The organism is Myxococcales bacterium, assembly GCA_016716835.1.
In the GTDB taxonomy this organism is placed as follows: Bacteria; Myxococcota_A; Polyangia; order Haliangiales; family Haliangiaceae; genus JADJUW01.
On the sequence record JADJUW010000001.1, the window covers coordinates 2,764,481 to 2,790,551 of the forward strand.

Sequence of the window (26,071 nt, forward strand, 5' to 3'; positions counted from 1 at the left end):
CTCTTACCCCAACATCTCAGCGACGCGCGCGCTGGCGCGCATGCCAACGAGCGTCGCCACGGTGGCGCCGTGCCCACCTAGGCCACCGACGGTAATAAATCCCGGCGCCAAGGTCTGCACCATCGCCGCCGGGCCGTTGCCGCTAGCCGGCCCAAACGTGCGCAAACACGCCACTGAGTCGATTTTCCCGCCACTTAGCCACGGCCACCACTGTTCGACATGGGCGCGATGCGCCGCCGCGATATTGGAGCTGGGCTCATAGTCAGCCGCCGTGGTCGGCGTGGCGTCACACGTTGAGGCGACGAAGCGCCCCGGCGACGCCGCGCGAATGTAGTGCTCGCTCGCATCGACATGCCACCACACGCGGCGACGCGACGGCGCCACGGTTGGTGCCAGCGGCGCCGAGGTGACGGGCATCTCGATGCGCATGATGTGGCGTTTGATCGGCACAAAGCCCAGCGTGGGCAACGTCGCCGCGGCGATCAGCTCGTCGCACCACGATCCCGCGGCATTCACCACCACGCGGGCAAACCAAGCGCCTTGCGCGGTTTGCAACTGCCAGCCTTCCACGCCGCCATGCGTCTCGCGGGCCAGCCCGGTTACCCCGTGGCCTAGCGCGAGCGTGGTGCCTGCGGCCTGCGCGCGCGCTAACATGACCGAGAGCAAGTCGTGTGGATTCACCACGCCATCGACCTCGACGAGCAACGCCTGTGGCGCCAGCGTCGCGCGCGCCTCGGCGCCAACGCCCCATTCTTCGTCGATCAACTCAAGCCCCACGAAACGCGCGGCCGCGCCTTGCGCCTCGGCATGGCGCGCCAACGTCGCCAACCGCAACGGATCCGTGCTGGTCAAGACGCAGCCAATGGGCGCAAAGAGCGCCGCCAGCTCGCTGCCCCGCAAAACCGCCAGCGCCTCGGTGCACGCCATGCCCCACGCCGGGTCGCTGACGACGGTGCGCATGATGCCGGCGTTGCGGCCGCTGGCGTAATTGCCCGCGCGTGTCTCGCGCTCAAAAATGACGACGCGTGGACGCCTATCGCCCATGACGCTATTTTGTGCCAACCCCCACGCCGTCGCGGCGCCGGCGTAACCCGCGCCAATCACCGCGACGTCAATCTGTTGCACGTCGTCGATTTATCGCAAAAAGCCACCAGGTGCCATTGTCCCTGCGCACTTGCGACGCACCGGCAACCCGGTTAGCCACACGTTCTTGGTTCGCAAGCCACGCGTTTTCGCGTAAGGTCGCGCCCCATGAGCAAGCCAGCGGTTTGTATCATTCCTACCTGCGCAGCTGCGGCATCTTGTCTCTTGGTGGCGGTCAGCCTGGTGCCAGGGTGCGAGCGCGCCGCCGAGGAGGACATCTGTCCCGCGCTCGCGCCGGGCGAGCTCGTCGTCACCGAGCTGCGCGCCGCGCAAAGCAAGGCGCAGCCCGACGACGATCCGCTGCCCATTGCCGCCTTTGTCGAGGTTTTCAATGCCAGCGATGCCGAGGTCGACTTGCGCGGCTTGGTGTTTTCATTTCGCAGCGTCGACGGCGGCGACCTCACGCGCGCCATCGTGCGCGATCATCTCGAAGTGGCAGCTGGCGCCTATCTCGCCTTATCGCCGAGCGACGCGGCTCGCGCCGACGCAGCGCCGCTTGCGCCAACCTTTGGCTACGACCTCGACGAAGACGTTCCAGGCAACGCCCAGCTCATCGTGAGCGCGTGCGGCGTCGAGCTCGATCGCATCTTGTATCGCGTGCTGCCCACCAGCGGCAGCCTGGCGTTTGGCGCGGTAGGCGGCAAGCCCCCGACCGCGGCCGACAATGACCTTGAAACGGCTTGGTGCGTGCAAGCGGAGACCGCCAACGACGAATTTGGCTCGCCCGGTGCGGCGAACGAATCGTGCGAGGAACCAATTTTATGAAACCCACATCCACCGCCATCCTGCCGCGCGCTTCGCGGCTTGCCACCTTTAGCTTGGTGCTTGGTGCGCTGGCCTCGCTTTGGCTTGGCTGCGCGACCGAGACCCACCGTTATTCGCCTGCCCAAGCCAAGGCAACGCTCAAGCAGCTCGATGCCGCCGGCATGGTCATCGGCGAGTTTCCGATTTCCAGGATTATCGACGGCGACACCATCGCGGTGGCCGGCCTTGACAGCACGCTTCGCCTGCTCGCGATGGATACCGAGGAGACGTTCAAGAATGCCCAGGATGCGCGCGATGCCGATGCCGATTTCGAAAAGTACCTCAAGGCCAAACGCGGCGACCGTGCCCGCCCGACCAAAGCGGCGACGCCACTTGGCGAGGAAGCCAAAAAATTTGCGGTGGCATTTTTCAAGGGCGTCAAGACGGTTCGGCTCGAACGCGATAACGCCACCGAGATTCGCGACCTCTACGATCGCTACCTCGCCTACGTGATTGTCGACCGCGGTGGCAAAGAGCTGAATTTTAATGTCGAGTCGGTGCGCGCTGGCATGAGCCCGTATTTTATGAAATACGGCTATTCGCGCCGCTTCCATGCCGACTTCGTCGCCGCCGAGAAAGAAGCGCGCGACGCCAAGCGCGGCATCTGGGACACGCGGCTCGCCGGCTATAACGACTACGAAGAGCGCATGCCTTGGTGGCACGCGCGCGCCGAATTCTTGGCGACGGTGGAACGTGCGTTTGCCAAATTACCCAATTTCGTGGTGTTGACCAACTGGGATGCCCCCGAGCAGCTCGCCGCGCACAAGGGTAAGGAGGTCGTCGTCTTGGGCCTGGTTGGCAATATCTATCTCGGCGATACCGGGCCAACCCGCGTCCTGTTGTCGCGACGCAAGAAGTCGGATTTTCCCCTCATCTTTTTTGACCGCGATGTTTTCACCAGCACCAAGCTCTCGCAATGGCGCGGCGAGTTTGTCGCGGTGCGTGGCGTCGTCACCGAGTATCAGAATAAGCACACCGGCTCGCGCCAGCTGCAGATCGCCGTCAATTCGCCGGACCAGATCGAGCTATCCCCCATTCCAGGCCTCGAGGGCTCCACCCCCGCGACCTTCCTCGATGAGGCCCTCGCGAGGCTCTCGACCATCCCTGCGCCCACCCCGACCCCTTAAGGATCAAGGACCATCATGACCTCACGTAGCGCGTCTTTGTTTCGCCTGATGTTGCCATCGCTGTGCGGCGGCTTGCTCGCTTGCGACGGCGGGAGCGACCCCAAGCTGTGTGACACAATGTTGCCCGGCTCGATCGTTATTTCCGAGGTCTTTAACGATGCTCAGGGCGTCGACGGCCAGAGCGGCGCCGATGCCGGCCGCGAATGGATCGAGGTCTACAACGCCGGCGCAGCGGCGCAAAACCTTAAAGATCTTGATTTGGTGTCGTCGCGCCTCGACGGCTCTAGCGCCAAGCGGCACGTCGTTGGAGATTTTTTGCTGCAGCCAGGGCAATACGCCGTCCTCGCCAGCGTCGCGAGCGACCTCCTCCCGGCCTACGCGCATTATGGCTACGGCGCCGATCTGGGAGAATTTGGCAATAGCGGGGGTGGCCGCGTCGCGCTGGCTTGTGGCAGCGCCCTCATCGACGAAGCGATCTACGGCGTCACGGCGTCGGGGTACTCGCAACAGCTCAGCGGCGCCACCGCCCCCGTCAGCACCGCCAACGACGACGGCGAGGGCTGGTGCATTGCCACCAACGATGGCTCCACCGAATTTGCCGCGGGCAATTACGGCACGCCAGGGGAGGCCAACGAGGCCTGCGTGCTCGAGACCGCCACGACGTGCCAGCGCGACGGCGCCACCGTCGCGATCAATGCGCCGCAAACCGGCGACCTCATCATCACCGAGATCTTGCCAGATCCAGAAGATGGCGACGACGACCAAGCCGAATGGTTCGAGGTGCTGGTGACGCGCGACGTTGACTTAAATGGCGTCGTGATCGCCAAAGACCTCGCGACGTCAACCCGCACCGTGCTCACCGACGCCAATTGTCTTGAGGCGACGGCGGGCACGCGGCTGATTTTTGCGCGCTCGACCAATACCGAAGCCCACGACTTGCCGCGCGTGGACTTCACGTTTGATTCGTCCCTGGTAAATGACGGCAACGGTGGGCTGGTGCTCGCGCGCGGCGACGCGCTGCTCGACGGCGTTACGTGGTTGGGCTCGGACACCGGCCAGTCGCTCCAGGTCGATCCAGATTTTGAATCGACCGATGGCAACGACTCGATTTCGGCTTGGTGCGACGGCAGCGATTTGTTTGGCGCCACAAGCGATCTCGGCACGCCGGGCGAGCCCAACAATGAATGTCCGCTCTCACCTGGCGTTGGCGAATGCATCGAAAACGATGCGATCCGCGACATCGTAACGCCCGGCGTTGGCGAGCTAATTATTTCCGAGGTGATGCCTAGCCCGGCGGGCACCGACGCCAACGAGGAGTGGATCGAATTTTATGCGACAGCGCCGGTTGATCTCAACGGCCTCGCGCTCGACAAGGGCGCCGGCACGACCAAGAAGGTCTTTAGCTCGCCCGAGTGCCTGCGCATGGTCGGCGGCGAGTTTGCCATCATCGCGCGCAACCTTGACCCCGAAGTAAACGGCGGCTTGCCTGCCGCCCTCACCAGTTATGGCCTGGGGCTCTTGGTGAGCGACGCCTTGCGCCTACGCACCAATGAGGACGAGGAAGTCACCACCATTATCGACGCCGTCTCGTGGACCGGCGCCGCGGACGACAAGTCCAGGCAACTTAGCAGCAATGCGCTAACCGCCGAGGCCAACGATATCCCGACCAACTGGTGCCCGGCGACGTCGTCGTACGGCGACGGCGGCAACTTTGGCACGCCCGCCGCTGATAACCTTTCGTGCGGATCGTAGATGACGCCGTCGGCCTACCTCGCGCGTATGCTGGCCGTGGCGGTCCTCGCCTCGGTAGGCCTTGTCGCGTGTGAGGGCCATGACACCTGCGGCCCGAGCCGCGGCGTGGTGGCCAAGGTCATCGACGGCGACACGGTGGAGCTCGACAGTGGCGAGCGCGTGCGTTACCTCATGATCGACACGCCCGAGACGACGAGCGAGATCGAATGCTGGGGGCCCGAGGCCAAGCAGTACAACATCGATCGCGTGCTCGGCAAGACCATCGAGCTGCGCTACGACCAGCAATGTACCGACCGTTACGGCCGCTTGCTCGCGTTCGTCGAGGTCGATGGCGAAAACCTGAATCGCACCATGATCGCCGAGGGCTATGCGTGCGTGCTGCACATTTCGCCCAATGGCGACGACGTGGTGAGCGACTACAACGCGGTAGAGAATAGCGCGCGCGCGGTGAGCGCCGGGCTGTGGGGAGCGTGTGATGAAAACCCGTGCTAGCAACCTTGCAACCATCATCTGGGTCGTCGCGATCGCCGCCGTGGGCGTGCTCGCGGCGCCTGAGGCGCTCGCCTACCCCTACGAGTCCTACATCGACATAGAGTCGCAAGAAGAGCTCGAAGACCTCTACGCGTCCGGCCAGATCGATGAAGATACCTACGCGGTCTTGACCGACTTGCTCGAGCGCGGCGTCGACATCAACACCGCCTCGCGTGATCAAATTTATAGCTTGCCAAACCTCTCGTACACCGACGTCGATGCCATCCTGCGCTATCGCAAAGAACAGGGGCGCATCGCCTCGCCCGAAGACCTCGTAGCCGCCGGCGTGCTCACCCAGGATCAGCTGTTTGGCATTGCAGCGTTCTTGATTTCGGTGGAGCGCGTGCCGCTGCCGCTGCGCGGTTGGGTCCGCGGCCAAACTCGCTATGCGTTGGCCGACAAGCGGCTGCCGCCCTTTTCGCTGCGTGCCCGCGTGCAGTATCGGCGCACGATCACCGCCGGCGTAGCGGCGACCATGAGCCGCCTGGCGCTGACCAACCTCGCCTATGATCCTAATCGTCAGGGGCTCTTGGCTGACACCCACGAGATCGGTGTTCACGTTCCCAAGCTCTACCTCCGCCACGAGACAGATACGGTCGCGGTGATCGCCGGCACGTACCGCGTCGGCTTTGGCCAACGGCTCACCTTTGACAATTCGAGCGATTATACGCCTAATGGCCTCTACCTCGACGATGGCCTCTACACGTCGACCTACCTGACCAGCGCCTGTCGCAACTCACCCGGCGAGCTGCCTGAAGCCATTTGCGCCAAAGACGACGTTGCCTATGTCTCGCCGGACTACACGTGGAGTCGCGCGCTGCGCGGCGTCGCGGCCGGCATCAAGCATCTCGCCGTTGGCGACGGCTATCTGCAGGCCTATGCCTGGGGCTCGTACCAAACTAACAACGCCTACATCAGCGAGATCTACGATCAGACTCGTTGTGACGATCCGCGCAACGACGACGACCCGAACTGCGGGTCTTTGCCCGTGTTCGTGCGGCCAAGTGGCGACGATCGCCTGACACCAACCAACGGGCAAAAATTTGTCACGCTCCCGGGCGTGTTCGCGGAAACGGTCATTGGCGGCAACGTGACGTACTTTGCCGCGCCACGGCGCTACATCGGCGTGACGGCGTATGGCGCTCGCTCGAGCGATTTACTCGAGGGCGTGACGCTGGGTTATCAAGAGTGGGCGGGCCAACCAACCAATGGCAGCTACGGCGCGGCGGGCCTCAACCTCGGCTATGGTCGAGGCGCGTGGGACCTCGGGGCGGAGGCTGCTTTCTCGTTTGATGACATGACGCCAACTAGCGGAGATGCGCATGGTGGCGGCGGGCCCGCGATCGTGGTGCGCGGCACGCACAGCCAAAAGCACCGCGAGCTTGAGGTGTCGCTGCGCTATTACCATGTCGACTTTGTTAACCCTTACGCGCGCCCCATCGCGGCATCGGACGAATTCGAAGGCCAGCGAGCTCGCGACGAGGTTGGCACCCGCGTGCGCTACCTGATCACCACCAAGCAATACGGCATACGCGCGGTCGCCGATATGTGGCAGACCACCATCGACAACACGCCCAAGGCCGCGCTCTCGCTGCACTCAGATTATTTCATCGACAAATTCAGTAAGGTCGGGCTCTGGCTCGACTGGACCGACAAGGACCTAAGCGCCAGCGGCGGTGGCGAATGCTACGAAACCGAATTCGATACCGACGAGTTTGGCGAGACGCTTAGCTGCACCGGTCAACGCTTCCTCTATGCGCTGCGCGGCTCCTTTTCACCCAAAAAAGATATGGCGCTGTCATTCCACGGCCAACACGCGATGGTCGACGATCCGCGCTATGACGACAGCAAGCGGCACGACCTCACCGGCACCGCCGCGATGCGCATGAAAATCGGGCGGCGCGAACGCTTGGCGGCGCGGCTGCGCTACCTCAGCAAGGATGTCAAAGACGATACCTATCTCGAAGAGTCGCTCACCGGCACCGTGGAGGTAAGCCAGGCCGTCAAGCCGCGTCAACACCTCAAGCTGCGCCTCGACTACGTGCACTGGCTCGACAGCCGCGACTCCACGCTCGAACGCACGCCCAACCCCGAATTGCGCGCGTGGCTCACCTACCAGCACGCCATCTAGCGCGATCGTTCGTCAACCCCGTAGGCGGCGATGGCGAAGGCGTGGCCGACGTTGAGCGAGTTTTTTTCGCCGGCCATGGGAAGCGCGACGACGCCGTGGCAAAGCGACAAGATGCCAGGGTCGACGCCCGCGATTTCGTTGCCGACGACCAGCACGAGTGTCGATGTGTCTGGCGCGGGTATGGCGTCGGCTAGCGCGATCGCGCCTGGCGCGGATTCGAGCGCCCACAGCGTGGTGCCAGCTTGCACAAGCGACGCGGCGAGCGCCACGCCATCGCGATGGTAGCTGTGCGGCACGCGCTGCTCGCTGCCAAGCGCGGCCTTGGCGACCTTCGCGTGTGACCCCGGCGGGGTTATACCAACGTGGTACGCGTGCACCGCGCCCACCGACTCCGCCGTGCGCAACATGACGCCAACATTGTGTGCGCTGCGCACGTTGTCAAACAACACGGCGAGGCGCCGCCTAGGCTCGCGGCGCAACGGTACATTGACGTAGCGGGTCGCGACCACAGCGGTACCCTGACCGCATGAAGGACATGCCGTGCCGGGCGGCGCTGGGAATCGCAGGCCGCACGGCACGTCGATACATTGCAAGAATTCGTCGCCGCGCGGCGCAGGCGCTTGCGCTGCCAGTGCCTGCGCGCCGCTAGAGCGCGATGCCGTATTCTTCAACGCTGGTGCCAAGCTCGTCGGCGATACACTGGCTGGTGGCAGCGCACAAGTCCTCGAACGTGTCGATCTCTGAGGCAAACAGGTCGCTGATATCAATGCCACGCAAGACTGCGCCACGCGCCAACATCGCCTCGAACGAAGCCTCGTAGCACTCTTCTCGGCCCGCTGGGGCCGCCAGCCGCGACGCCAGCGTCTGAAACAGCGTCGCACTCGTAGCTCCGCCAAGCCACGCGATGCCGACCGATTCCGCGTCGGCTTGGGGCGGCGGCAATTGCTTGCTGATCGCGGTCAGCGCACCACTGCGCCCAAGCGAAACCTTCATATCCTGTGGCGCGAGGTTGCCGCCGAGGCGGATGGCCAGGCTATCGGTCCCGCTGCGCAAGAGCCGCCTGCTCACCGCGACGTCAAATACGACGTCGCCGTCGACGAGAAAAAATGCCTTGCCCTGCACGTGAGGGGCAGCCAACGCCAACGTGTGCGCATTATTCGTCGTCGCGGCATCGGGGTTATGGACGTAGGTCACCGGCACGCCGACGAACCATTCCGCCATCGCCTCGCGGATCATGTGGTCTAGGTAGCCGGTGCAGATGACAAATTCGGTGACGCCGGTGTCGAGCAGATTGGTCACGGCGCGACGCAAGATTGGGATGCCCGCAACGGTAAGCAGGGCTTTGGGCCGGTCGGCTAAGAACGGCCGCAAGTGCTTTGCGTGTCCGGCAACGAGAATGACCGCCTTCATCTTGACGGTACTAAATGCAATTCTTGTGCTCATATGATTTCAAGTAGTTACGCCAAACAAAACGTCAGATTTTCACCGCTTTCCGCGGACTCCCACCAGGTGCGATGAAATGCTGTCAGCCCTCCGTTAGCCCATTTCCAAACGCGGTCTTGCCCCCTTTTCGGCCAGAATCGCCCCAGATCCGCTAGAGTGCGCCGATGGCCCTCCCTGCGCGCGGCGCTGCGATCTGCCGCTGGATTTGCGTTTCGCAACCCGTCGACGTTGTTCGCTATGGCCAAGCACGCCATCGGCATGAAGATCGCTATTCCGCTCGACGCCGTGCGCTGGTTTATCGCCAACACACCGCCCAGCCAAAAGGCGCCGCAAGACATTACGATCACCTCACGCCCGCCCGCCGTGGCGATCGGCATGACCGTCGAACTCATGGGCACGCCGCTGCGCGCCAACACCAAGATCACGGTCGAAGCCATCGAGGTCTCAAGCGAGCGGCTGCAAGTTTCGATCGCGCTCAACGACACCGAGCTCAAGGTCCTGGGCGAATCGTCGTCGGCAATCGCGGGACTTTTGCGATCGGGCATGCTCGACTTATCAAAGCCCGGCAATCTGCTCAAATTTATGCCCAAGCGCCCCGACGTCCTCGTCGACGCCCACGACAATGTGATCGTGCTTGATCTATTTAAAAACCCACGCATCCGCGCCAACGAGACCGTGCGCCGTACCTTGGCGATTCTCAGCCCGGTGTTGCAAGTGTCTGGCCTGTCGACAGATGGCGATTATCTCATCGTCTCGTTACATCCCAATGCGGGCGGCGTGCAACGCGCCTTCGCCGCCGTCAAACAACTCGCGCCGTAAGCGCGACAGCCTAAGCGCCACGCCATGTCGTACACCCTTAGCGCGCACGCACCAAAAGAGATTAAGGCCACGCTGTGCCAACTGTGGCGCGACAACCTGCAAGACGTCGGCAGCGATGAGGCCGCCGAGCACAAGTTTGAATGGCTCTATGAGACGTCGCCTCACGGCGGCGCGGTCGCCTACCTGGCGCACGAAACCACCTCCAATCAGCCCATCGGCACGTGTGCGCTGCAAGCGCGCGCGTTTTCGTACCATGGCGCGATTTGCGACACGGGCTTGTTTGCCGACCTCGCCGTCGACAAGGCGCACCGCACCGGCGCGGCCGCGCTGCAGCTGCTGCGCCGACTTGCCGCGGATGCCAAGGCGCACGGACCCTTTGCCATCGGGTTTCCCAACGCCAAGGCGCTGCCGATGTTCAAGCGCGCGGGCTTTGCCGTGCTGGGCCAAACGCAGCGCTACGCGGTGATCTTACGCCATGAGTCGTATGTGCCACGTGCCGCCGCCGCCGTCGGCGTGCACCTGCCGCCATCGTTGTCGCGTTGGATCGAAGAGCAGACGCGCACGCCCGCCGTGCAACGCGTGCTCGGCACCGCCGCGGACTGGGCCTCGATGGCCCTTCGCGCCACAACGACGCGACACAACGTCGGGCGTGGCGAGGTGCAGGCATTTGACGATTTAACCGACGTCGACGAAACCGCGCTCGGCGAGGCAATCGACCAAGCATGGCAGCGTGGTGCACGCGAGGTCGCGGTGGCCTCGCAGCGCTCGCTCACAAACGTGCAATGGCGCATCGCCAACTGGCAACACCCGCGGCTATTTGTCTTGCGAGACGCCGAAGGGCCCTGCGCGTACGCCCTGACCTCAGACGAAGACGGCGTCGCGCACATTCGCGATCTGTTCGGGACAATCACGGGCATGACGGGGTTGGTCGCGCAGCTGCCTTCGCTGCTGTACGACCGCGGGGCTGTCAGCGCGTCGTTCCGCTATCTCGGCGCGCCTTGGCTGGCTGGCGCGCTCGAGGCCGCAGGCTTTTCGTTGCGCGGCGAAACGCGCAGCGTGGCGGCCGTCTTTGGCACCGAGGACCAAAGCCTGGCGCTCACCGCCAACTGGCACCTCACCGATATCGACGAAGATACATAGCGAGCAGCACGAGCGACATCGCCAGCAGCGAGACCTCGCCGGCACCAACCGACGCCGCGCACCCACGCTTAGGCATGACGGTCGGTATCGGATCGGGACCGCCTTGGTGCGTCACACCTTGCGGCAGCTCTTGCAGCTCGCGATCCATGCGGTGAACTTCTGGATCGAGCGTCACGCCGCCAGGCGCGGGCACCTCGGCGGTTGGATCAGCCGCTGCCGCCGCAACCAATTCGCTCGCGGCATCGGGATGTTCGATGAGTGCCAGGCAGGCGCGATCGACATTGATCACTGCGGCCAGCCGATTGGTCTTTGCGTTGCCGGGGCTCAGCTTAACGTCTACGTGGCAATTTTCGCCTTTGAGGCTACCGCCCACTTCGACGGCCATCGGGCTTGCGAGCAGCAAGGCACCACGGGCTAAGCCCTTGGGCAAGACCAGCGAAAAGCTAGACTTGCCGCGTGAACGCGCCGCAAACAGCGTTTCGCTGCCGCGCGCTAGTGCCCAACCTTCGGCATCCCCGCTGCCACCGCCGCCCGTGATCATCAGCGCGGTCGGCACGCCTGGGCGCGTCGCCGCGGCGGTGACGTCGAGCACGTGCCCGGCCAACATGCGGGTGCCGCTTAGCTGCGTGCGATACTCGTGCGCTGGAAAACGCGACGCATCGCAGGCCCCGCGCGCGACGCCATCTTGAAAGCAGTCACCCTTGGGCAGGCTGCGCGCGTCGGTCTTGGCGGGTTTAGCGCTGACAAAGCCGACCGGATACACGCCAAGTTGCGACGAACCTACCGTGGCCGCATACGACGAGCCCATTTGCGCAAAGCGCCCGAGCGAACGAAAGCGGAGATGGAATTCACGCGAGGTCGGCGCCTGCGCCTCATCAAACACAAACACCGCCGCGCTCTTGCCGCCATCGTAGGGTATTAGCGCCACCTCGCGCGTCGCCACCCTGACGTCGCTTGGTCGCTCCTGAAACGCATATTGGTCGGCATATTCGCAGCGCAACGCCACCGCGCCCGAGGCAGTTTGCATGATGGTGCGTAGCCCCGAGGCCTTGCCCCAAAACGCCTGGCTGGGACGATAGTTATCTGGCAATTGCGGCGACTCCAAGGTGGGCGCGTTGCTGGTGAGCGATGACAAGGAGCCGTACGGCGTCGGATCAATCAGCACCTCGTCGCGACCGCGCGAGATCACCAAGTTGCCAGCATTGGGCGGCCGGTGATCGACGTCGAGCGTGCGCGAACACTGCATCGCCATCCACACCGCCTCGCTCTCTTGGCGCCCGACCAAGGTCCGCGCATAGTAGGTGCCTGAGCCGCGCGCGTAGTAGTTGCAGCCAATGGTCGCGACCTTGCTTTAGTCTGCAACGATACCTTCGGTGAGCGCCTCAAACAGCGGGAACTCGCGAAAAACTAGCTTCTTGCCAATTATGACGTTGCGCGCCTGTTGCGCCGGATCGCCGTTTGGCGCGGCGATCATAAGTGCCGCGGGCACCAAGAGATTGGCCGCCAAACTTGGCGTTTCTGATTGCGTATCGCCGCCGGCGAACATCATGCCGTTAGGCGCGAGGCCGTGCAGAAAGCGAGGCAGCAGCGCCTGCGCCCATGCCGTGAAGCCGGGCATTTCATAACCGCGATGTGCCAAGGCGCGACCGGCAAGCGCGTAGTTCGCCACCGCCAGGGGACCGTACTGCCAACCCTCGGGCCAATCGCCACCTTCGAGCACGCCACCGGGCGCCAAGGCGGCCTTCATGTCGGTATCCCAGATCTCGCTGCGCACGAACGCCCATTGCGCTTTTTCCGCGGCGGTTAGGTCGCGCTCAATAGCGGCGTAGCCCAGCGTAGCCGCGGCAACATAGCCGGCGTGGTAGTTGTTGCCAGGCGCGCGCGCGCGATACCCGCTCTTGCGATACCAATCGACCCATGCCCACAAACGCTCTCGCATGCGTGCCTTGAGCTCCTTGGTGAGCAGCGGATGATCGTAGAGCCAATCGTATGCCAGCGCGGTATTTGGCCCGAGGGCACGAATGGAAAAGCCGCTGTCGCGGCGCGCCGCCTCATTGCCGCCCAGCTTGTCACCAACTTTTTGCAGGTCATCAATAAGTGCGGTCGCAAAGCGAACCGACGTCTTGGCAAAGCGCTCGTCGCCGGTAGCCACCCAAGCCACCAGGCATGCTTGCAGATACTGAGCCCAATCCAGCCCCATATAGGCATCGCGCTCGAATTCATTCGGCCGCGCCGCAATATCGGTGCACCGAGCCACTGCGCGCCCAATCGCGCTATTGCGATCTTTGGCGGCGGCACGCCAAACGACGATGATGCCGTCGTCGATGATCATGCTCGGCTTAGCCACCGCCACGCTTGGTCGCGTCAGCGTTGCGCCGAGGAGCGTGGCCAAGGCAATCAGCTTGACGGAAAAGAGCATCGTGTTTCGCTTACCCATGGTTTACTCCTGCTTGTTGAACCGCGGCGACGCGGCGCATACCCTCGGCAACACCGACCACGGGTTGCCACCCGAGCAATTGCTGCGCACGCCTCGATTCATAGTGCATGCGCGAGAGCGCGCTCTTGAGGCGATATTTTGACACCGGCGACTCGCGCCCGATCATGCCGAGCGGCCATTCTGAGAAACGGCCGATCGCAAACAGCAGGCCGCGCGGCACGTGCAGCACGCCCTTGCGGTTACCGCCACCGCTTTGGCCATCGACGGCAGCCAACACCTCGGCTTGGGTCAGCCCGGCCGGATCGACGAGTTGCAAGATCTCGCCGGCGCAGAGGCCCTTGGCCATTGCAAGTGCTACCGCCTCGACGACGTCGTCGATATAGATCAAAGGCAACTCGAGCGTGCCATCGCCAAGCACCAGCCACTTGCCAAACGCGCGCCGCGCCACCGCGCCGTTGACGAGCGGAATGCGCTGGCCAAAAATTTGGCCAGGACGCAAGATGACGCACGGCAAGCCGCCTAACGCCGCCGCACTCACCGCTTGCTCGGCCTCGAGCTTGGCGCGGGTATAGGCGCCACGCTTGCCGGGATTAGGCTCTAGCGCCGCCGTCTCATCAACTGTCCGATTTTCGGACCCTGCCCAATCGACCACCGACATCGAGCTGATATGGACGAGCTGCCTTACGCCGTGCTGCTTGCATGCGGCGATCACGTTCTGCGTGCCGACCACGGTACCGCCCAGATGCTCGGGCCACCCGCCCTTCATCGCCGCGCCGCAATGCACGACGACGTCAGCACCGGCGATGGCGCGATCAACCGCCACCGGATCGCCGAGATTGCCAATTTCATAGACCAGCCCAGGCACCACCTTGCGCGGCAGGCGGCGGACAAACGCGCGCACGCTGTGGCCGTCACCAAGCAACCGCTGCACAATTGCGGAGCCAAGCGCGCCCGAAGCGCCGGTAACCGCAACGTCCACCTTGGCGGCGCGCGGCACCGCGGCCAACGTCTTGGCGTAGTCCGCCTCGGCGGCACGAGCGATCGCCTCGCAATGCGCCACCACGCGCGTCGCATCGGCGACCGTTACGGCCGGCGGTTGCCCTGCGCTTAGCCGCGCATAAAAATCGGCGACAAACTCGCGCAGGCCCTGATATGGCCGCACCACCTTGCGCGCGTAGTTCCAAACCCCTTGCGGCACGTCGATCATGGGCCCCATTGATTCGGCAAACGCATTGACGATGCGCTCGGCGGCCTTAGGCAGCGGCGTCGATCGTCGCGCGCCGTGAAACATCGCGAATAAATCGACGCGCAAGATACCCTTGGTGCCGTGGATGATGAGCTGGCTTTGCAGCGGCTTGGTGTTCCACGACAGCTGAAATTGCCCGAGGCCGCGCTCGCATTGCACCATGGCGCGCCATTCGTCGTAGGCGAGATTTGGATCGCCGCCAAGCGAAAGCCATTCGCCTTCGCATTTCTTGATCGGGCCAAGAAAGGCTTCGAGCAGGTAGAAACAATGCACGCCTAAATCGCGAAACGGATAGCCCGCATCGCGATAGTGCGGCGGCAGCGGGCCGCCTTCGTAGGGCGGGTACTCCGAACCGCGCAAAATATCGACCGAAACGATCTCGCCGAATTCGCCAGCGCGCACCCGTGCCAGCGCGCGAGCCAATTGTGGATCAAACAGCAACGAGTGATTCACCGTCGCGACGCGGCCATACTGCGCGGCGGCGGCGGCGACCTTGGCGCAATCGCCTTCGTCCTCGGCAAGCGGCTTTTCTACCAGCACGTGGCACCCAAGCCGCATCGCCTCAATTGCCAACGCCGCATGCGAGCTCGGCGGGGTGCAGATGTGCATGACGTTGGCACCCGCCGCCACCATCTCAGCCATGTTGTTAAACGCAGGCACTCCCGCCTGCGCCGCGCGCGCCTCAGCGCGATCGCGCGCAAGATCCGCGACGCCTACGACTTCGACCCCAGGCACCGCCGCCAGCGCCGCCAAGTGAAATTCTGAAATATTGCCAGCGCCTACGACGCCAACTCGCCACGAAACAGTCATGCGCCATGGTAGCAAAGGTCGGGGTCACGCACCCGGCGAAATTCCTATTATTGATAGCTAGTTCCTGACTAGTTCCAGCGTCGTGACAACCAGGCTGTGGTCAGACGCAGCGGTGGGCGTAGTCACACTTGATACCGGCCGCAACGCAGCATTCGCAAAAACCGCGTCGATGCGCAATGAGATCGGGAAAATGCCTCCAGCTCGCCAGTGCCAGGTTGGCCTGGCCATGGTCCTCGGCCCCTCCGCGAAACCAGCGCCTGCGAGTTCACGCCACGCAACCTGCCCCTCCACGCTGTTGAAGTCGCCGCCGACGACCGCGAGCTCCTTGCCCGCGACCTCGGCTAGAATGGCGGGCATCTCTTTGGCGTGGATAGCCTGCAGCCTGGCGAACTCCTTTGAAATTGCCGCCATGCTGCCAGCGCGCGCTAGACGATGATAATTAACCGGCGCTAGGTGAACATTGACCGCGGTCAACCGCGCATGACCCCATTTCGCAGGGCTCAGCGAGAGCTCGGCCACCTGGGTGCCAAAAATCCCTCCATGGCGCCGCGGCACATAGCGCGAGGAGATGATCGGAAGCTTTGACAACAAGGCAAATCCACCTGCCGCCCAATCTTCGTCATCGGTCCACGATTGGTGGGGATAGCGCGCGCGCAGCCGACGCTGCAAGTAGTCTAGTGACTCGCTGTTGGTTTCTTGCAGAAAAACAATGTCAGCTTCGCTCTGCTCGATAAGCTCGTGCACTGCGGCGAGGTCGAAATTTTGAAAAAGGATGTTGAACGTTGCGACCGTAAGCGTCGGTAAACGCGGCGGCTTAGCCGAATGCGACTCGGGCGCACCATGCGCCGAAGCAACCAGGATTAGGCATCCCAATACAAGCCGACCTGGAAGCGACCACATGAGTGACAATAATACGTTCTTGCAAACCCAGGGAAGGCCCAAAAGAGGCGCCCTACATTTTCCGCACCATCTCAGGCGGCAGGGATGGCCGCCTTGCGCGCTTATCTTGGTACATCGCCTCGTCGGCTGCCCGCAGGCTACCACTTAGTTCGGACACGCTGGTGGCAACCGCCCAGCCGACCGAAAACCATACCTGCTCGGTCAATTCATGCTTGCTATTGTGTGCGTCGGCCTGAGCTCGCAGTCTCCCCACGATTTGCGTGCACGCCGCCTCGTTGGCCTCGGGTAAAATCGCCGCAAACTCGTCGCCACCGACCCGAGCGATGGTATCGCTGCCGCGGAAAACCGTGCGGAACAACTGCCCCGCCCGCACCAACAGGGCATCGCCGGCTTCGTGACCGCGACTGTCGTTGGCCGCTTTGAGGCCGTCGATGTCGATCATCATGGTGCCGACCGGAAACCGTCCAGCCTCACCAACGCGACGAATTTCTTCGTCAAAAAACACGCGATTCGGCAACCCAGTCAGTCGGTCGTGGGTGCTGAGAAATCGCAGTTTGGTCGTGGCTTCATAACGATCGGAGACGTCGCGAACGATCGCAATGACAAAGCGCTCGTTGTCGATTTCGAGCGGACTTAGGCTGATTTCGGCCGGAAATTCCCGCCCGTCACGATGTTGGGCGGTTACTTCGATACCCGAACCCATCTGCCTCAGCCGCGGCGCTTCGCCGTACTGCTGCCTTAGCTGAACGTGACGTTCGCGCAGCCTTGCCGGGAGTAACGTCTCGATCGCGGAACCGACAAGTTCGGCGCGCGATATGCCAAAGAGCCGCTCGGCCTGCTCATTGACGAGAATCATCTGACCAGCCTGATTCGCGACCACGATCGCATCTGGCGCTACCTCCAAGAGTGCAGCGCACAGCTTAGACCAATCCATCGACATCTCTTGATGGTACCAGATTGGCGAAGTGGCGGTCACGCACCCCGCTTCGGCTTATGCCTTAGCCAGCTACGCCCGTGGTTCGTGGCAAGTGGCGGTTTGCCGTTTCCAGGCAAAGCGGGCTAGTCGCACGAGGTGTAGCGAGTGCCGTCGAGGGTGGATGGGCGCAATTGGCGCAGTAGGCGCTCGCTGCTGTAATTAATGCCGGGCGGCAATAGCGTGACGTCCCGCGTTGCGGTTTCTACTGAGTCCCCGTTGTGCTCCCCGAGACAAACGGTATTGCGTTCCGTAAATTCTATGGCCCATACGGCGTTATGGTCTTCTGCTTGGGCAGTGGTTCCGTCAGCCAAAATGGCCCAGGCGCCACCATCTCCCGAGACGAACCAGGTGTTGGGCTCGCTTGGATCCTCGATGACCTCTCCAGAAATGTAGCCCCTATAGTTCACGACGTTGTCGCTCGTACATCCGGCGATTTCGGCATATAACTGAGTGTTTAGGCCGCTCTGACCTGTTGTTACGATCTGAACGATGCGAGGTGATTTGGCCTTTCCATCGCGGCAGTAGTCGTAGGGACGTGCGTACCCGCTCACGACCCACTCTTCCATAAATTTCGATTTATCCGTTACCCAACCTGGCTGATCAAACGTTGGCGGTCCGCTCACATTGTCGTCGCTCATACAGGCAGCCTGGCCAAACCCAACCAAAGCGACCGTTGAGGCAAAAAGTGCTGACGCGGTTTTTGATTTTGTCATGTTAAGACAATAAAGCAATCGGCATGCCAGGCTTCCGCCTACTTGCCCTAGGTGCTATCGCCGGGGCCTACTCGCCCGTGGGGCCGCACCTCCCCAAAACTGGGGTGAGTCTCCCCGTGGCTGGACCATGAACGGTTCGACCACGGCAGCCAGGCTACGCCCGCGGCTCGTGGTACGTGCCCGGCGCGGCCGTGATGTACACCGCATCGAACGGCTCCACGACGTTGGCAGTATGGGGCACGCCAGCTGGATTGACGATGGCCTGCCCAGCCCCCACCATCACGGTTACCTCGCGATCACCCAAGCGTTGCACGAATTCGGCTTGGCCGCGCGTAACGATGACGAGCTCGTCTCCGCCTGGATGGATTTCCCAAACGCGCCATGATTCATGGCTGGTGCCGAAAGAGACGAGGCGCCCCACATCGGCGGGCGTGCAGTACTTCTCGACGTAGCCGTCATAATTGTGCCCAAAGGCGCGCACGGCGATGATCGCAGGGGCGTCGGCGGGGCTCGATGGCAGGTGTACGGCGTCTTGGCCGTCAGCCAAGTGAAGCGGCGAGGTTTCGTTCATGCCGCGTAGCTTAACGAAATATCGTCCTACTCGCTTGCGGTCGTGGGCGGCGTTTCGCCCTCTGGCGCGAGCCGCCAGGCAGCCACTTCGGCGCGCTTGGCGGCAATCTTGTCGGCGGCCGCACGCTTTAGGCGCGTCGCCAATCGCACCATGGCTAGCGACCGAATGAGCCACTTGCCTGGATCCCAATAATACCAACGATCGCCGATGCGATAGTCGTGCGGAAACACATGATGGTAGTTGTGCTGGCCCTCGCCAAAGGTCAGAAACGAGCAAAAATGGCTGTTGGTCGCGGATTGCGCAGGGTCAAACGGGCGCGTGCCCCAGCTGTGAGCGAGCGAGTTGATGCAAAACGTCGCGTGATGCGAAATAAAAAGCCGCACCAGAAAGCCCATGTAAAATGCACCGAGCCAATCGCCGCTGATGGCGCCTAGCACCACGCATGCGAGCAGGCTGCTGCCAAGAAACGCGGCGACATAGTGGCGATGCTGCCACGCGAGCAAGCGGCTGCGCTTTAGGTCATTGATTGTGTGCATATCGAGTGGCTGGCGCTGGTCAAAGATCCACAGCACGTGCGCATACCAAAAGCCCTTGCCCATATCGTGCGGGTCGTCATCGGTGTCAGTGTGCTTATGGTGGCGGCGATGATCAAAGGCCCACTCCCACGCGCTGCCTTGGCCGATGAGCGTTGCAAAAAACAGGAGCACGACTTCGGCGGCAGGCCGCAAGACAAACGTCTTGTGCGAATAATATCTATGGTACAGCGTGGTCAGCGAAACACCGCAAAGACCGATGATCACGACCGTCGCTAGCGTCAGCGTCAGGCTCGGCATCGCGAACCACAAATAAAATGGCAACGTCAGCAGCAGCACCGCGTGGTACGCGATGAAGAAGCTGCCCGCCGTCCAATTAAACCCTTTGGCCCCCATAAGGCAGCTTTAGCACAGGTAAGACCGTCAGCGCGACCGCACGGAATCAGCCTGTGCAAGCACCGTGGCAACGCGCGCGCTCCACGACTCGCGCGCCATCGGCAGCGAGCGCTCGACGCGACTGCGTGCGTTATTTTGACGTGCCGCATCAAGTGCGGCCGCTATCGCCGATACAAAAAGTGTCGGCGTGTTGGCAATTGTCACGTCTAGCGGGTACGCCGCCGCGCTGGTGAGCGGCGTCGTCACCACCGGCAAGCCCGCCGCGAGATATTCGCGCAGCTTGATTGGGTTGACGTACTTCATGCGCTCGATTTGCTTGTACGGAATTAGCCCGACGTCAAAGCTCTTGCAATAGGCCGGCAGCGCAGCATGCGGACGTTGCCCGAGGATATGCACGTTAGGCAAATTGGCAATTGGCCCGACATCTGCGAGCACCTGGCCCAGCAAGATGATCGACGCGTGCGGCATGGCGCGCGCAACGTGCGCAAGCAGCTCGTAATCCACCCAATCTTGCAACGTGCCGTAAAAACCGAGGTGCGGCCGCGGCACGTGCGCAATGTCTGCGGGCGTGGCAAGTGACGGTTCGAGCGCGGCGCGAAAGACGTCGTACGCCACGCCATGCGGCGCCTCAAAGGTGTGCGGGCAATGCGCACGCTTGTTGTCGGCTAGCGCGGAATTGATCGCAAACGTCGCGTCGACGCGGCCAAGGAGTTCGCGCTCGGCGGCCGCGACGTGCGCGCCGTCGACATTGCTAAACAGCGACCACTCGTCGACGCAGTAATAGGCAGAAAACGTTTCGCCGAGGTGGCCGACATACGGCGCCGTCGTCGGCAGAAACGTCCATAGATCGTACGCGCCAAACGACAGCCGATGCGTCCACCATCTCACCATGGCGGCAAGCGCGGCGCGGTTGGCGCGTTGCGCCGCGGGCACGTGCGGCAGCGGCAAGACTAGTGGCGTCATCACCCACAGGTTGGGCTCGACCTCGATCGGTCCCTTTGCAAATTCCGTCAGCTTGCGGCGCAGCTTGCCGAGGTCGCGCGCGTTGCCCAGCTTGGGCGTGCGCGTGCCGAGCGAATTGAGCCACAGCACGCGGCGCGTCTTGGCCATCTCGCGCAGCACATGATGATTGCTGGTGGGGTCTTCGCTGTAGTCTTTGCTAAGTGCGACGACAGAGGGATTGCGCATGCAGGCCGCTTGATTGTCTCATGTGGCATAGTAAGGTGTAAAGGTGCCAACCTCTCGCGCTCTCAAGCGACGCGCGCTCGCGCTGCTGCCAGCGAGGCTCGTGTTTTTTCGCGGGCCCCGCACCGCCAAGCGCCTGGCACTCAGTTTTGACGACGGGCCGCACGAACTCACCGGCGAGTATCTGCGCGTGCTCGACGAGCTCGACGTCCCCGCGACGTTTTTTCTGATGGGCGATTTGCTAGAGCAAGCACCGCACATGCTGAAGCGCTATATTGAGCGCGGGCATCAAGTGGCCAGCCACGGCTATGACCACAGCGCCTTTCCGAGCCTTTCCTTTGACCAGCTGCGCCTGCAACTAGAGAAGACCAACGCCGCGCTCGGGGCGCAACCAACGCCCAGGCCGTGGGTCAGGCCACCCTATCAAAAACTCACGCCCAAAACGCTCATTTCGCTGGCGCGCCTCGGCGTCACGATCGCGTTGTCATCGGTTGATTCACGCGACTACGGCGACACGGCGGCCTCCGACATCGTCGCGGCGTGCACCCGCGATACCATCGGGCCGGGCGATATTTTCATGTTCCACGAAGGCCTGCCGGGCACGCTCGCCGCGCTACCCGCCATCGTCGCGCATTGGCGCGCGCAGGGTTACGAGTTCGTGACCATGGCCGATTTGATGCAACTAGCCTAGCTCGGCATCACACCAAGATGGTGCCCAAGAATCGCGCCGGCGACAGGCGCTCCACCACCTCGCGCAGCCTACCCGCGCTGGTGTGGCGCGTGCGCACCACGGTGATAATGCCATCGCAAGCGTCTTGCAAGAGATTGACGTCGGCGGCCTCTAGCGTCGAGGCGGCGTCGACGATGATGCGTTCGTAGCCTGAGCTTCGCAGCGCGTAGATGGCGCGCGTCATGGCGATGGCGTCGAGAAACGGCGTGACGTTTTCGCCCGGGCCCCACGGGCGGACGGGCAGCACGTGCAGCGCCGTCGGCGCGATATGCACGACGCCCAGCGGCATGGCGGGGTGGCTGCGCTGCGCCACCATCTGCGCACGAAAACACCGGTACTTAGTCAGGTCGAGCGCGTTAACCAACGACGGGCGGCGAAAATTTGCCTCGACCAATAGCGTGCGACCAGGCGATAGCTCGGAGAACGCGAGCGCCAAATTGAGCGCCGTCATCGATTTTCCCTCACCTGGCTCGGCGCTTGTCACCAACATGACCGTGCCGGGCTTTTGCGCCAAGATTTGATGGCGCGTGACGCGATAGGCCGACGCGCGCTTGGAATCGACGGCCGTCGCGAGTTCGAGCTGCGGCTGATACGCCACGACATTAATGATCGTCGGAATAACTTCGATCGATGCGGTCGGCTTGCCCCCCGCCGCTTCCGCCGCCAGCATGGTCCGCTCCGTGATCGGGCCACTGCCCGCCATTAGGGTCTGACCAACGCCGGCATGGCTACCGAGCTCCATGGTGGGAACGTTGTTAAATGCGCTAAACGCATCGTCATGGGCGGCGGCGGCCTCTTCGGCGGCGGCAGCCACCGCGGCTGCTTGCGGCACGGCGCCGAGCACCGTTTGCGTGCGGCCAACGCGTGGATCGCGAGACTTGCTCACGCCTTACCTCCAGCTGGCTTGGTGCCGCGTCGGCGCTTGCTTTGCGGAATCGTGCCCAGCAAGGGTCCTAACGTTAGCGCTTCCAACTCACCGCGACGGTAAATGCGATCATCGAGCATCGATAACAACAACGCGAGCACAAGGCCGATCAAGAGGCCGCCCATCGCGCCCACCATGACGATCAGGCGCTTGCCCTTGGTGGCAGGTGCGCTGGGTTCATAAGCGGGATCTAAGATCGTGATGTTTTCGCCGTTCTCGGCCATCTGTTGGCTGGCAAAGAGCTGGGCACGCGACAACTGCTCCGCCAAGCCCTCCACATTTTCCTGTTGCTCGTCGACCCGTCGGCGCAGCTCGGAGTACTGGGTTTCGAGCTGAACCACCCACGTCGGCCCCTCGGTCGACGGGGTGGTCGTCGCGGCCGCAGTGGCCACCGTCGTGCCGCCCGCGGCCTCCACTTGACGCGCCCGCGCGCGCTCCGTTGCGAGCTGGCCTTCCAAGTCCGAAATCTGTTGCTCGATGGCGGTTCGTTCGGCGGCTGAGGCCGGCGGCGGCGCGAGCATCTTGGCGCTGGTTACGGCGGCCTTAGCTGAGGTGACGCGAGCCTGCGCCGTGGCCACCGCATCGCGCGCCTTGAGCACATTTGGATGACGCTCGGTAAAGCGCGCCTGCGCATCTTCAAGCTCGGCCTGCCTCGCGCGCAAATCGCCTTCCGCGCGGCCCTGGGCCTGTTCCGCGGCGACTTGCTCCGCCGAGGATTCGGCCCGCGTAGCCGCCGTCGAGGTGCCATCGCGGCGCGCGCGCAGGCGCTCAAGCTGCCGTTCGATGGCGCCTACGCGACCACCGCCGCCACCATCAATGACGCCCGTGGGACGTCTCGCCGCGCGAATCGCGGCGCCGGCGTTATTGCCACCGGTGGTTTCCGCGGCAAATTCGGGGTGGGCTTGGAGAAACTCCGCGAGAGCACGCTGTCGGTCGCGCAAGTCTTTCTCGGCCGCATCCTTTTGGCCTTCGGCAAACTTGGCGGTTGACTGCGCTTGCTCTTTGCGCAGCAACGAGTCTTTTTCGATCAGGCTGTTCGCGAGGGTTTCCACCACCGCCTTGGCTACTTTTTTATCCGTATGTTGAAACGAGATGCGGAACGCCCCGCTGCCGCGATCTTCAAATCGCACGCCCGCGCGCAGCTCTTCGATTGCCACGCCACGCCCGCGCCTGGCAACCAACTCGCGATATGGATTTATCTCGGCGGCGTCGATAATTGCGCCGAGGTTTTCGCGGGCGAAGATGAGCTCGCGATAGCGATCGACGATATTGCGCTGGGTCCCGGCTTCCCGCCCTTGCAGCACCGACGTCTGGATGCGTTCCTGAAAAAACAGGGTCGCGCTTGAGCGATATTCCGGAGCGCGAATCAGCGCAAACGCCACCGCCAGGCCGGCGCCGACGACGAAGGCGCTAAAAACAATGGGCCACCGTCGCGCCAGGCGCTCGACGAAACCAACGATCAATTCGACGCTATCGCGCACCATAAGCGACCTTAATGATATCGCATCGCCGCGCGCTTTGTTGGCCACGACGCCCCCTATGCAGACGGCTATGCCGGCGGCTTCCACGTGCCAAGGCCCAAGGTGCCCAGGCGGAGCAAATCGTCGGGTTCGTCGATGCGACGGTCAAAGGCGGCCACCAGCGCGCCCGCGATGCCCAGGCATGCCAGCAGCGCTATCATACTCAACCCTACCTGTAGCCCCAGGCGGGTTTTGTGTCCGACATTCGGACGTTGAACGTCGAGCACCTCAAGGTCAGACGCCGTGTCAGCGGCGATGCGTGTCGCAAAGGCGCGCATCGAGGCCACCCTCGCCATGTCGTCGGCCATCGCATCGATCCGCTCCAGTTGTTCGCGCAGCATGGCTTCGTCGAGCACGACGTGCCGCCCCTCGACGCTGGTCGCGGAGGTGGCCGCGCGACGCTGTTCGATGGCGGCAAGGCGCGCGACCAGATCGGCGCGTTGGGCGGTAAGGATCCCCTGCTGCGCCGCAACGCTTTGGCTGGTTTGGCGCGCCTGCTCGCTGCGCCGCGCGTGCTCGGTTTCGGTGATAAGCTGCAAGATGCCTTCGGCCAGCCTCGTCGCCGCGGCGGCATCGGCGTGGACGATCGAGATACGCACGCGCGAGCCGGGCGCTTGTACCCCGAGCGAATCCGCCAGCGCCATCTGTTGATAGGCCTCCACCTCAATGCGGCCGCGCACCATATCAACCACGGTGTCGAGGTCGCGTCGCTCGAGATTGGTAACCAGCTCAAGGCGCTTGATCAGGCCGTACATATTCTCGCGCGACAGCAGGACGGACTCGACATAGGCGCGCACCTCACGATTGGCATAGCCAAGGCCGTTGCGCGGCACAAAGGACAACGAGATGACCGCGCGCTGCGGCGGCTTGCGCAGCCAAATGGCATACGCGGGCAAGGCGAAGAACAAGGCCGCGAGCAAGGTGGTCTGCCACAGCCGCCGCCTCGCCCGCCGGGCCAAACGACGGACCTCGCTGACCATCGCCGCCGTCAGTGGCACCTCATCGTCGAGCCAACTAGGCGCGTCTTCCGGCTTGCCGCGCGCCGCACGGGCCCCGCTCATGCCGCCCGCCTCACGGCCGCCGCAAGCACCGCAAGCAAGGCATCCGCGCTGGCGGACCAACTTGTCGTCGGGGAGGTCGCCACAACGTCTTGCTTGCGATGCGCTTGCGCGATTTCCGCGGCGAGTGCCCGCGCTAGCTCGCGCGGCTGCCGCGGCGCAACCAAGTGCCCGTTGCCGGCATGCACCAGCGCGGGGATGCCGCCAACGTTCGTTGCAACCACGCGCGTGCCGCACGCCAACGCCTCGCGCACTACGTTGGGCGTGCCCTCCATCCAGCTCGGCAAACAGAGCAGGCGCGCCGCATTCATCCACGCGCTGACGATGGGCGCGGGTTGTGGCCCAAGCAGCAAGATGCGCGCGCCGGGCCACGTCGACGCCAAGCTGCGCTCGGCCAGCGCGGCCACCTCGCGCCGCACCGGCCCGTCCCCAACGATCACCACCGTCGTGCCCGCAAGCGCCGCATCGCGAGCCGCCTCGCACAGATCAAGCACACCTTTTTCGCGCTTGAGATTGCCAACATATAAAATCACCGGCGAGTTGTCGGCAACGCCCGCCGCGCGACGCAGCGCCGCCGCCTCGGTTTGAGCCGCTTCCCCAGAGCGCATGTGAAACACCGTGTCGTCGACGCCATTTTCGACCACGTGAATGCGCGACGCCTCCACGCCAAGCGCGGCGATCTCCGGCACCAGCGCGTGATTGACACAAACGACCGCGGCGGCGCGCCCAAGCCATGACGTCAGCTCGCGGCGGGGCCCTGGCATCTGCGCAATCTGGTTGATATCGCTGCCATGCACCTTCACCACCACGGGGCGACCTAACCATCGTGCCAGCCGCAAGACGCCCACCGCATCGGGATAGGCCCACGCCGCAAGCAGCACATCCGCACGCTTAAGCGCGGCGGACCACGGTGCCAACGACGCGGCGTACAGGCGCCCCCACTGGCCATGCAGCGCGCGCGGCACATAGAGCGTGCGCGGATGCACCACGCGTAAATCTCCAATTGCCTCACGCCACGGCACGCCTGCGGTGCCTCGCAGCGGATGCCACGGAATCGTCGCGTATACCTCTAGCTCGCACCGCTTGCCTAACGCGGCAAACTGCTGGCGATTAAACGGCGCCGACAGCGGCTCGGCGGCATTGGGAAAAAGCTTTGTGATCGCCGCGACTCGCAAACGCCC

24 protein-coding genes are annotated in these 26,071 nt (G+C 63.4%); 8 read left to right on the forward strand and 16 right to left on the reverse strand.

The window, feature by feature from the left end; genetic code table 11:
- Nucleotides 1-3 precede the first annotated feature (3 nt).
- Nucleotides 4-1,125: an FAD-binding oxidoreductase gene (locus IPL79_12255; protein ID MBK9071757.1), complete on the reverse strand. Its 1,122-nt coding sequence runs from the start codon at nt 1,123-1,125 to the stop codon at nt 4-6.
- A 126-nt stretch (nt 1,126-1,251) separates the two neighbouring features.
- On the opposite strand from IPL79_12255, the gene IPL79_12260 reads away from it, so the two are divergent.
- From IPL79_12260 to IPL79_12280, 5 genes are read left to right on the forward strand one after another with little or no spacing between them, the layout of a single operon-like run.
- Entirely contained in the window at nt 1,252-1,908 is a 657-nt protein-coding gene (locus tag IPL79_12260; protein ID MBK9071758.1) for a hypothetical protein, read from the forward strand.
- Nucleotides 1,905-3,074, forward strand: coding sequence for a thermonuclease family protein (locus IPL79_12265; protein ID MBK9071759.1), 1,170 nt, complete (start codon nt 1,905-1,907; stop codon nt 3,072-3,074). The genes IPL79_12260 and IPL79_12265 overlap by 4 nt, the downstream gene beginning before the upstream one ends.
- A gap of 15 nt (nt 3,075-3,089) precedes the next feature.
- Nucleotides 3,090-4,826, forward strand: coding sequence for a lamin tail domain-containing protein (locus IPL79_12270; protein MBK9071760.1), 1,737 nt, complete (start codon nt 3,090-3,092; stop codon nt 4,824-4,826).
- Nucleotides 4,827-4,853: 27 nt separating this feature from the next.
- On the forward strand, nt 4,854-5,318 hold the full coding sequence (locus IPL79_12275) for a thermonuclease family protein (GenBank protein ID MBK9071761.1): 465 nt from the start codon (nt 4,854-4,856) through the stop codon (nt 5,316-5,318).
- Nucleotides 5,302-7,488: a helix-hairpin-helix domain-containing protein gene (locus tag IPL79_12280; GenBank protein ID MBK9071762.1), complete on the forward strand. Its 2,187-nt coding sequence runs from the start codon at nt 5,302-5,304 to the stop codon at nt 7,486-7,488. Before IPL79_12275 ends, IPL79_12280 begins: the two co-directional genes overlap by 17 nt.
- Here the strand turns inward: IPL79_12280 and IPL79_12285 are convergent.
- Both IPL79_12285 and IPL79_12290 read right to left on the reverse strand, forming a co-directional pair.
- On the reverse strand, nt 7,485-8,159 hold the full coding sequence (locus tag IPL79_12285; protein MBK9071763.1) for a TrmH family RNA methyltransferase: 675 nt from the start codon (nt 8,157-8,159) through the stop codon (nt 7,485-7,487). The two genes, IPL79_12280 and IPL79_12285, sit on opposite strands and share 4 nt — an antisense overlap.
- Nucleotides 8,134-8,931 carry an NTP transferase domain-containing protein gene (locus IPL79_12290; GenBank protein ID MBK9071764.1) on the reverse strand — a complete coding sequence of 266 codons (798 nt, stop codon included), beginning with the start codon at nt 8,929-8,931 and terminating at the stop codon, nt 8,134-8,136. Before IPL79_12290 ends, IPL79_12285 begins: the two co-directional genes overlap by 26 nt.
- 237 nt (nt 8,932-9,168) lie before the next feature.
- Between IPL79_12290 and IPL79_12295 the strand changes: the two genes are divergently transcribed.
- Together IPL79_12295 and IPL79_12300 are read left to right on the forward strand one after the other, a co-directional pair.
- The gene (locus IPL79_12295) at nt 9,169-9,750 is read left to right on the forward strand and encodes a hypothetical protein (protein MBK9071765.1); all 582 of its coding nucleotides are present in this window, start codon (nt 9,169-9,171) and stop codon (nt 9,748-9,750) included.
- A 24-nt stretch (nt 9,751-9,774) separates the two neighbouring features.
- Nucleotides 9,775-10,890, forward strand: coding sequence for a GNAT family N-acetyltransferase (locus IPL79_12300; protein ID MBK9071766.1), 1,116 nt, complete (start codon nt 9,775-9,777; stop codon nt 10,888-10,890).
- On the opposite strand, the gene IPL79_12305 is transcribed toward IPL79_12300, so the two are convergent.
- The 9 genes from IPL79_12305 to IPL79_12345 all read right to left on the reverse strand — a co-directional run bounded on the left by IPL79_12305 (nt 10,865) and on the right by IPL79_12345 (nt 20,660).
- Entirely contained in the window at nt 10,865-12,175 is a 1,311-nt protein-coding gene (locus tag IPL79_12305; protein MBK9071767.1) for a hypothetical protein, read from the reverse strand. The two genes, IPL79_12300 and IPL79_12305, sit on opposite strands and share 26 nt — an antisense overlap.
- 66 nt (nt 12,176-12,241) lie before the next feature.
- Nucleotides 12,242-13,327 carry a hypothetical protein gene (locus tag IPL79_12310; GenBank protein MBK9071768.1) on the reverse strand — a complete coding sequence of 362 codons (1,086 nt, stop codon included), beginning with the start codon at nt 13,325-13,327 and terminating at the stop codon, nt 12,242-12,244.
- Nucleotides 13,320-15,383, reverse strand: coding sequence for an NAD-dependent epimerase/dehydratase family protein (locus IPL79_12315; GenBank protein ID MBK9071769.1), 2,064 nt, complete (start codon nt 15,381-15,383; stop codon nt 13,320-13,322). Before IPL79_12315 ends, IPL79_12310 begins: the two co-directional genes overlap by 8 nt.
- 57 nt (nt 15,384-15,440) lie before the next feature.
- Nucleotides 15,441-16,283: an endonuclease/exonuclease/phosphatase family protein gene (locus IPL79_12320; GenBank protein ID MBK9071770.1), complete on the reverse strand. Its 843-nt coding sequence runs from the start codon at nt 16,281-16,283 to the stop codon at nt 15,441-15,443.
- A gap of 52 nt (nt 16,284-16,335) precedes the next feature.
- Nucleotides 16,336-17,223: a diguanylate cyclase gene (locus IPL79_12325; protein ID MBK9071771.1), complete on the reverse strand. Its 888-nt coding sequence runs from the start codon at nt 17,221-17,223 to the stop codon at nt 16,336-16,338.
- 119 nt (nt 17,224-17,342) lie between these two features.
- Nucleotides 17,343-17,972, reverse strand: a complete 630-nt coding sequence (locus IPL79_12330) for a hypothetical protein (GenBank protein ID MBK9071772.1) — start codon at nt 17,970-17,972, stop codon at nt 17,343-17,345.
- A 154-nt stretch (nt 17,973-18,126) separates the two neighbouring features.
- On the reverse strand, nt 18,127-18,543 hold the full coding sequence (locus IPL79_12335; protein MBK9071773.1) for a cupin domain-containing protein: 417 nt from the start codon (nt 18,541-18,543) through the stop codon (nt 18,127-18,129).
- Nucleotides 18,544-18,569: 26 nt separating this feature from the next.
- On the reverse strand, nt 18,570-19,472 hold the full coding sequence (locus IPL79_12340; GenBank protein ID MBK9071774.1) for a fatty acid desaturase: 903 nt from the start codon (nt 19,470-19,472) through the stop codon (nt 18,570-18,572).
- 27 nt (nt 19,473-19,499) lie between these two features.
- Nucleotides 19,500-20,660, reverse strand: a complete 1,161-nt coding sequence (locus IPL79_12345) for a glycosyltransferase (protein ID MBK9071775.1) — start codon at nt 20,658-20,660, stop codon at nt 19,500-19,502.
- 43 nt (nt 20,661-20,703) lie between these two features.
- On the opposite strand from IPL79_12345, the gene IPL79_12350 reads away from it, so the two are divergent.
- Nucleotides 20,704-21,348, forward strand: coding sequence for a polysaccharide deacetylase family protein (locus IPL79_12350; GenBank protein ID MBK9071776.1), 645 nt, complete (start codon nt 20,704-20,706; stop codon nt 21,346-21,348).
- Nucleotides 21,349-21,355: 7 nt separating this feature from the next.
- Here IPL79_12350 and IPL79_12355 read toward each other — a convergent pair whose 3' ends face one another.
- The 4 genes from IPL79_12355 to IPL79_12370 all read right to left on the reverse strand — a co-directional run bounded on the left by IPL79_12355 (nt 21,356) and on the right by IPL79_12370 (nt 26,065).
- On the reverse strand, nt 21,356-22,273 hold the full coding sequence (locus IPL79_12355; GenBank protein MBK9071777.1) for a hypothetical protein: 918 nt from the start codon (nt 22,271-22,273) through the stop codon (nt 21,356-21,358).
- Nucleotides 22,270-23,796: a hypothetical protein gene (locus IPL79_12360; GenBank protein ID MBK9071778.1), complete on the reverse strand. Its 1,527-nt coding sequence runs from the start codon at nt 23,794-23,796 to the stop codon at nt 22,270-22,272. Before IPL79_12360 ends, IPL79_12355 begins: the two co-directional genes overlap by 4 nt.
- A gap of 65 nt (nt 23,797-23,861) precedes the next feature.
- Nucleotides 23,862-24,893, reverse strand: coding sequence for a hypothetical protein (locus tag IPL79_12365; GenBank protein ID MBK9071779.1), 1,032 nt, complete (start codon nt 24,891-24,893; stop codon nt 23,862-23,864).
- Nucleotides 24,890-26,065 carry a glycosyltransferase gene (locus IPL79_12370; protein ID MBK9071780.1) on the reverse strand — a complete coding sequence of 392 codons (1,176 nt, stop codon included), beginning with the start codon at nt 26,063-26,065 and terminating at the stop codon, nt 24,890-24,892. The genes IPL79_12365 and IPL79_12370 overlap by 4 nt, the downstream gene beginning before the upstream one ends.
- Between the last annotated feature and the right edge of the window lie 6 nt (nt 26,066-26,071).